This window comes from Cohnella terricola, assembly GCF_007786475.1.
Taxonomy (GTDB): Bacteria; Bacillota; Bacilli; order Paenibacillales; family Paenibacillaceae; genus Cohnella; species Cohnella terricola.
Genome location: NZ_VNJJ01000025.1, coordinates 34,190 through 41,748 on the forward strand (window position 1 = coordinate 34,190; position 7,559 = coordinate 41,748).

The window sequence follows — 7,559 nt, forward strand, 5'->3', positions numbered from 1 at the left end:
CTTAACAACATGGGGATCATACTGGGAGTAGTCAGTTTATCTATGCTGGCCAAACACGGTATACTGAAGTTATCCGATAAATTCGTAAACACTCGCAATGTGGTTGCTCTTGAAGAGATTGCGGAATTGAGAAGGCTTGAGGGTGTGGGAATACCAAAACCAGAACCAATACCAGCGCCAAAACTAGAACCACAACCGCGAATTGAGGGGATAGGTGAAGTTGGTAAGTATGATACAAAGATTAAGTGGGGCATCAATGACATTAATGCACGACCATACGGTAAAGGATTCTTTGGAGAAAGAATACCTCAAAGTAATCCAAGAGTAGATGGCTACGAGTTGAAGATAAATCCTAATAACGAAAGTTATTACTTACCTCATCCTAATGGGGGTTATGTTCAGTTTGAAAACCTTGCAGGTAATGTTCTGCAAGATGGCAAGCATATTATTAAGCCGAAATCGTTTTATCATGTAGATGATCTACCGCAATACGCAAAAGATAAGGTATTGCAGGAGGCATTAAGACAGCAAGAGTCAGCATTAGCCGCAGGTTATTAGGTAGAATGGTTAGTTTCTGATGCAGAGGCTGTGAAGCAATTGACAAATCTATTTAAATCTAAGAATATCGATATTATTGTAAAATACTACCCTGAGTAAAGGTTAGGTGTTGTATATGAAAATTTTAAAAGAAGACGAAGTAAAACAGTTTATTTCTGGTGATAAGCTGAGACAGTTCTACAATGAAAACATTGATGATGTCCACTTGAATGAGTTGTTATCACGCTATTCTTTTTTAAAGAAAAATGCTAACTCAATACCTTTGGACAAACCAAGTATTTATTATAGTGTTTATTTTTGGTTCGTGCAGTTTAAAGAACGATATTTTGAATTACATGGGCATGACGAAGGAATCGAGCAAGAGGGTTTTAAACTGCTAGAAGAGATAGATGTTGAACTTGAAGATGGGATAGATTGGGATATAATTGAAAAAATAGAAAATAAGTACAACTATTGAGAATGTACACGTAATATGGGCTACCCAGTACCGAATGAACTCATCATTCAACCAATAACAGACTTACCCCATGTAATACCCGTATGAAGATTTCTCGATTTCGGTTGTACGCACAACAAATGCTTTAAATTTATAACCTAAATAACGCTCTGCCGATACATCAAACAGGTCGATTATGGTCAGTTACCACCATGATTGACCTGTTTTTTGTTATCTTCGCTTTCTCACAGTTTTTTGAAATCAATCGCAACTGAAAAATACGCCACTACGATAGGGAAGATGAGAAGGTAGTATATCGCATCCTCTAGGGTGGATAGCACGACAATTAATATTGTCAGGACTTATCCGCAAATTGTCCGCAACGAATGGAATACATGCCGCGATGATTATCGTGAACGAACAATCTGGTGACGACCAGTCAACACATACAGGAAAGGATACGTTTTAGGCTAGCCGCCGTCCTTACTCCATAGCCGCCGAGTGGCGGCATAACAGCACATGAAGGAAGGGATTACAGAGTAAAACGAAGTACAACGACTTCTGGTTGACCAAGAATAACAAAGCAGCTAATGCGTACATGGACAAAGTTTCCAAGGAGAGCGAGCGACCAGAGCCAATGCTACCCCACCATTGAAATAATTGCCCGAAATGTTGGATGCAGTTCCAAATCTGTGGAACGATATATCGTAAAACTGGCAGAGAAAAACTGATTCTGGTCAGCCAAGCGAGTGGACAAGGTAATCGAGCATTAAATAGCATCTTCCACAACCTAGCGGTTCAGCAAATCCAAGTAGCAGAAGGAAGCAACAAGAGACAGCGAAATCCGCTTATGTACGAGTCTTACCAACGGAAGCTAGCAGAAGGTAAGACAGCTATTTTCACGTTCATATGCGATGGATCGTACACCGAAGAGCCGTTCGTATCAAAATAAGCAACTAACCTATACGCATCTCATAGAACAACTAGCGAAGGAGTATTCAGGGGGAGACGCGAAAAATGAAGCAACGACACCCGAGGCTGCTATCGGGGAACTAATCATCCAATACGAGGAGACGGATTGGCAGTTTATGAAGCGGCTTGCTTCAAGGTTAGGTACGGTTATTTTGCCTGACGTTGTTATGGATGCTGCACGTATTTATTTCGGTGTCCCAGACTTGAAGTGGGGGACGGTAATAAACGCCAAGCGGTATACGATGCAGACAGACCGTGGCACGTACATGGATATCATGGCTAATGCGGAGAATCCGGGCACCTTCCTAGAATCTGATTTCGTCCGTTATCGGGTACTGACAGAACAATACTGTCAAGTCGGAGATACTGTCCAGTTCAAAGGACAGACGTGGCTTATTACCGAATCGGAGATTGTCTATGAAAAAGGCACGCTTCAGTACAACTACGTGCTAGTTAAGCGAAAATCGATTCGTCGGAAATCTCGTCTGAATAAGGGCATTCAAGGCGTGGCGTTAGATGGACGAGTGTTAAAACGCGGAAATAATATGGTGAAAGTACATCTGGACATCGATGATGCGCACGATGAGCAAGGTAATTGGTGGTTTCCTTACTCGCCAGAGGGCAATAATATCTTTCATTGTATGCCTGATGAAGGTGCACGCATAAAGATCTATTTTCCGGATGGCATCGAAAAGAAAGCATTTGCTGTAAATTCAGTTCGTGGCGGCAGCGAAGAGATGAACTCTAGAACCGTATTCGAGAAGCCGACAACGAAAGTGTTCCACATGCCAGGCGCAGCCAAGATGGAGCTTGGGGATAACGGCGTTCTGTTCGAGAAGGGAACTGTTCGAATTCACTTAGATAAGAGCGATATTCACGTAAGTGCCGATACGAGTCTATTCGTGTCTGCGGGCAACAGTGTTGAACTTGGCAGTAGGGAAGCCCCTGTGAAATCGATCCGATTAAGAGCGAGAGAGAGTATAACGCTTCTAACTCTGGATCAGCAACACATGATTGTCGTTGCAAGAGATCAGGTAGGTATTAGAAACGGTACTATAAATTTCCAGAAAGTCGAGGCCCCCTTTGTCGATCTGCTGACTAGTGAAGAATTGTTGGAGTTATACATCAGTCAACTGATTGAAAAGGAGTACAGTAGGAGACTTACTGACAGAGTGAAATCGTTAGGGGGCAACCGAGGTCTTCCACCACCAGGGCTGGATTATGGCCCTGGAGCCGCGGAGAAAATACGCAAGGAAGCTACAAGTCAAGTTGAAAAACAGGTAAATAGTGATCCTTATGCACGAGGAAAAGCGAAATTAATGATGACTGAAGATTTCGACGATTCTAAGCTAAGAAAACTCTATCAGAAACAGCAGAATGCAGAAAGCATTGCGGAGCAAAAGGGAAAAAGCACGGAGGAAAAAAAGGAAGAGAAAGATCAGTATAAAGCGAATTATAAAAAAAGTTATGACGAGTATGATGCAGTAAGGAGATTAATTTACGAAGAACAGCAAGGGAATAAGATCTACGATAAACAAGGTAATTATAATGTGTATGATAAATACGAGAATAGTAGTCATACAAATCCTGCCAGTGAAAGCGAATCTAGATCCGAGTCCAATGAATGGTCAGCGTTGGAACCTAACTACCTAAGTAAGACTATCGATACTTCGGCCTATTTTTCACGTTTTTCATTTTACAATATTGAGGTTGCTAAACAAATATCTGCGGCAGAACTCAATTTCTTATTTGGAGCAATAGCGGTTTTATTAGCGATACCTACCGGAGGATCATCGCTTCTTCTTATCGCTGCTGAAATGGCCTTAGGGGCTGCAACGATGTACCTTAGTAATGAGAAACGGAATGACCTGCTCGATGGTATCATTGATTCAGATCCAAGTATAGGTGGAATCAATCAAGACGTTGTGAATCTAATAGGGCTTGGGTTGATACCGGTTTACTTAGTCGGCGCAGCTCGAACCGCCGCGATTAGACAAGGAGATCTGTCAGCCTTTACGCGCAAGTCATTCGCGTTGGATGAGTTGAAATATGGTGATGAAGTTGTTTTCAACATAACAGATGATGCAATAAGAAAACGTGTTTTGGAGGCTCTTCGTGTAAGCGAAGCTACAAGAGATGCGTCTAAGATTAAAGCCTATTGGGAATCAGAGAAGAAGCTTTTAGATGAGGTAGCGGAGCGCTCGGCTAATGGTTCGGGTATGCCGAAACTGAAGTCGGGAAAAGTTAAGTTTACGTACAAGAACAATCCTATGGATAATCCTAAAGCCGCTGCTGATATTATTGAAGACCCTAACGCGGTATATGGATTTTCTCCCAAACCTGATTCTCCTAGGATAGGTAAATTTTCCGAATATGACTGGACAAATCCAGAAGTTGTAGCAAAGGCAAGAGAGGCGAGATTAAAATATCATAAAGATAATGAAGCAATATATAATATCGTTGGAAATATGAGGAGAGAAGGGAAGTCTACAGAGGAAATTGCAAGAGCTGTAAATATGACACGGAATCAAAATAGATTGCAAAGTTATCTTGATAGAGGAAATATTGAAGGTTATAATAAAGCAGTTGCAAGTAATATAGAAAATTATGGAAATGTATTCGGTCTTTCTGCTGATCAGGCTTGAAAAATATGGCTCATGGGAGAAAGTAATTGAGAAACAATGAGTACATATGCTGGAATGGATGCTGTTTGTGGATTGTACGATGATTATATTCATTTGTATGGAATAAAATAAAATTTGGAGGTGGAAAAAATAGATCAATTGATAGAAATAATTGTACAAAACTTCGATGAAAAAAGTAATATTGTATTTGTTGAAAAAAAGGGTAAGAACATCTGGTCAATGCTTAGCTTAATGCAGTTTGAAGATGATATGGAATACTGGGATATGCCAACACATATTAGGGATATCTCTGGAAGAAAAGGTTTTCTTTTTGATATTAGTATTAATGAGGGAAGAATAGTATCGGAAATACAAAGATTTATTGATGAACATAACCTTGATAAGCGTGATTTTAGTCTTTATTAGTGCTAAGCGCCGTAGTGTGAGTCAATGAGTCTGTCAAGAATTATTTTGTATAAATATGTTTATAACTTCAAAAGCAAGAATACAAAAATCAACAACGCCACAATACGAGCCAACTGTATTGTGGCTTTTTCTCGACGCAGTTTGTTGATAAGTAGACCCCACCCAGAGCCGGAAGAATCGGGCGGCTAAGTAGAAGCAGAATTAACCAATATAATACCCGTGTGAAGATTTCGGGATTTTGCTTGTACGCACATCAAATGCTTTAATTCTGTAACCTAAATTAAGCTATTCCTATATACGAAGCAGGTCGTTATGGTCAGACACCACCATGATTGTTTTCGTTTTCTCACAGTTTTTTGAAATCAACCGTAAGTCGGAACCGTAATTTTACCCGATGTTGCGTTGGATGCGGCACGGGTTTATTTTGGTGTTCCGGATTTTTCTTGGGGTAAAGAGCTTAAGGCATATAGTTACTCGATGAATCAAGACCGGGATAGCTACCTTCGCTATCAAGCTCAAGTTACCGGAGGAAACACCGATCCCTTGTCAGAGAAGGACTGGATGAGCTACCGTGTCATGTCTAATCAGTATTTTCAGGTCGGAGAGAATGTAGGGTTCAAAAGACAGTACGGGTCATCACCGAGTCGGTCATTACCTATGAGAGAGGCACTATCAAGTATACCTATGTACTAGTTAAGAGGAAGTCCCTTCGAAGGAAATCCCGCCTGAACAAGGCAATCCAAGGCGTTTCTTTGGAAGGAAGAGTCATCAAACGGGCGAACAACATGGTAAAGGTTCACCTGGATATTGATGACGATCATGATGACCAGGGAAATTGGTGGTTTCCTTATTCTCCGGAGGGTAACAACATCTTCCACTGCATGCCGGATGAAGGGGCTCGGATCAAAGTCTATTTTCCAAATGGAATTGAGAAGAAAGCGATCGCGGTGAATTCCACCCGTGGCGGCAGCGAAGAGATGAAATCTCGAACGGTATTCCAGAAGCCGACTACGAAAGTGTTCCACATGCCAGGGGCAGCAAAGATGGAGCTAGGTGAAGATGGCGTGCTGTTCGAGAAGGGGACCGTCCGAATTCATTTGGATCAGAACGATATCAAAGTTCAGGCGGATACAAGCCTCTTAGTGATGGCGATAAATAACTTGGGGCTGGGCAGCAAGGAAGCAGTAGTTGAACTGATTAGGATGAAAGCGCTAAGCAGCATAACTCTTCTAAGTGATAAAGAAAACAGGATTGTCATTGAACATGACAAGGTCGGAATTCAGAGTGGCAATGTCCAATTTAAGAAGGTAGAACTGCCCTTCGTAGATCTATTGACGGACGAAGAGTTAATGGAATTATATATTGATCAAGAATTGATAAACAGACTACCTCAGGAGTATGAAGATAAACGAAATAATAACGAGATAGCGTTCGAAGAGTTTGAAGCCTATAAATTCTACGGGATAAAATCCAAAAATGTAGATGAAAAGGCGTTTAGAGAAAAGATTGCAGCGGAAGCGTCTCATGATCCTGGGGCGAAGGAAAAAGCACGTTCTATGATGGGGGCGCTTGATGAAACGGAGCTTCGGACGAACTATCAGAACAAGTATGTATTCGTGACTGCCAAAGACAATAAAAGCGACAAGGAGAAAGAGGAAGAGATAAGGATTTATAAAAACAATTATAATATGCAGTATGAGCAATATAACACAAGAAGAATGTTGCAGTATGAAACCGAACAAAGAAAGATAAGAGAAGCGCGGGGGTTAAAAACAGAGTCGACTTTTTTTAAGGATAAGATTAACGACGTAAAAGAACACCTAACACCTAAAAACCCCATCGTAAATGCGGTACTTGCGGAAGCTAAAAAAGAGTATGATACGCAGTTCAGTAAAATGACGGAAATCATGAAAGGCATCATCGCGCAATTTACCCCCCAAGATCCCGAAGAGAGGGCGAGGCTGCAGGAAGAAAGGGATAACTATGCGTTGGAACATGTCATTCCACTAAAGCCGGACTACCTCAGCAAAACAATCGACATTTCCAAATATTATTCTCGATATACATACGTGGAAATCGGATTGGCAGACCAAATCTACTGGGCAGAGTTTAATAAAGCAATGGGGATAATCGCACTTATCATGGCGATACCAACAGGAGGTACTTCAATCCTGCTGGCTGCGCTAGATATCTCTATTGGAGTTGCGAGTATATACGTAAACAGCCAGAAATTGGATGATTTACAGGCGGGAAATAGTCACACTGACCCGAAGCTCTTTGGCCTGAATCAGGATGCGCTTAATTTAATCGGAGCTGGAGTCGGCGTGGCTTATCTCTCATCTCTTGCGAGATCGATTGTTAGTTCTGGAAGTCATGCAGATCAGAGGGCCTTTTCCCGAACTAATGCTGCATTAGATGATTGACCTTGCATCGAAAAAGTGGACATAAAGAAAGACCCTCGAAAACCCATTATCCTAACGTCATTCAAGAGATTTAACTTGAAATGGCGGGACATATTGATTGGTGGAATGCGTTCTCCGTCG

The 7,559-nt window shown here is 41.5% G+C and carries 6 protein-coding genes; all 6 read left to right on the forward strand.

Annotation, left to right across the window (positions count from 1 at the left end):
* Nucleotides 1–558, forward strand: a 558-nt coding sequence (locus tag FPZ45_RS24155; RefSeq protein WP_222430812.1) for a hypothetical protein, incomplete at its 5' end; no start/stop codon positions are given.
* A gap of 115 nt (nucleotides 559–673) precedes the next feature.
* A complete protein-coding gene (locus FPZ45_RS24160; protein WP_144707226.1) occupies nucleotides 674–1,015 on the forward strand; it encodes a hypothetical protein in 342 nt (113 codons plus the stop codon).
* A 569-nt stretch (nucleotides 1,016–1,584) separates the two neighbouring features.
* Nucleotides 1,585–1,725 (forward strand): helix-turn-helix domain-containing protein, encoded by a 141-nt coding sequence (locus FPZ45_RS24165; RefSeq protein ID WP_246120577.1) that lies wholly within the window; start codon nucleotides 1,585–1,587, stop codon nucleotides 1,723–1,725.
* A 183-nt stretch (nucleotides 1,726–1,908) separates the two neighbouring features.
* Nucleotides 1,909–4,611, forward strand: a complete 2,703-nt coding sequence (locus FPZ45_RS24170) for a hypothetical protein (RefSeq protein WP_144707227.1) — start codon at nucleotides 1,909–1,911, stop codon at nucleotides 4,609–4,611.
* Nucleotides 4,612–4,725: 114 nt separating this feature from the next.
* On the forward strand, nucleotides 4,726–5,016 hold the full coding sequence (locus FPZ45_RS24175) for a hypothetical protein (protein WP_144707228.1): 291 nt from the start codon (nucleotides 4,726–4,728) through the stop codon (nucleotides 5,014–5,016).
* A gap of 752 nt (nucleotides 5,017–5,768) precedes the next feature.
* Entirely contained in the window at nucleotides 5,769–7,439 is a 1,671-nt protein-coding gene (locus FPZ45_RS24180; RefSeq protein ID WP_144707229.1) for a hypothetical protein, read from the forward strand.
* The last annotated feature ends 120 nt before the right edge of the window (nucleotides 7,440–7,559 follow it).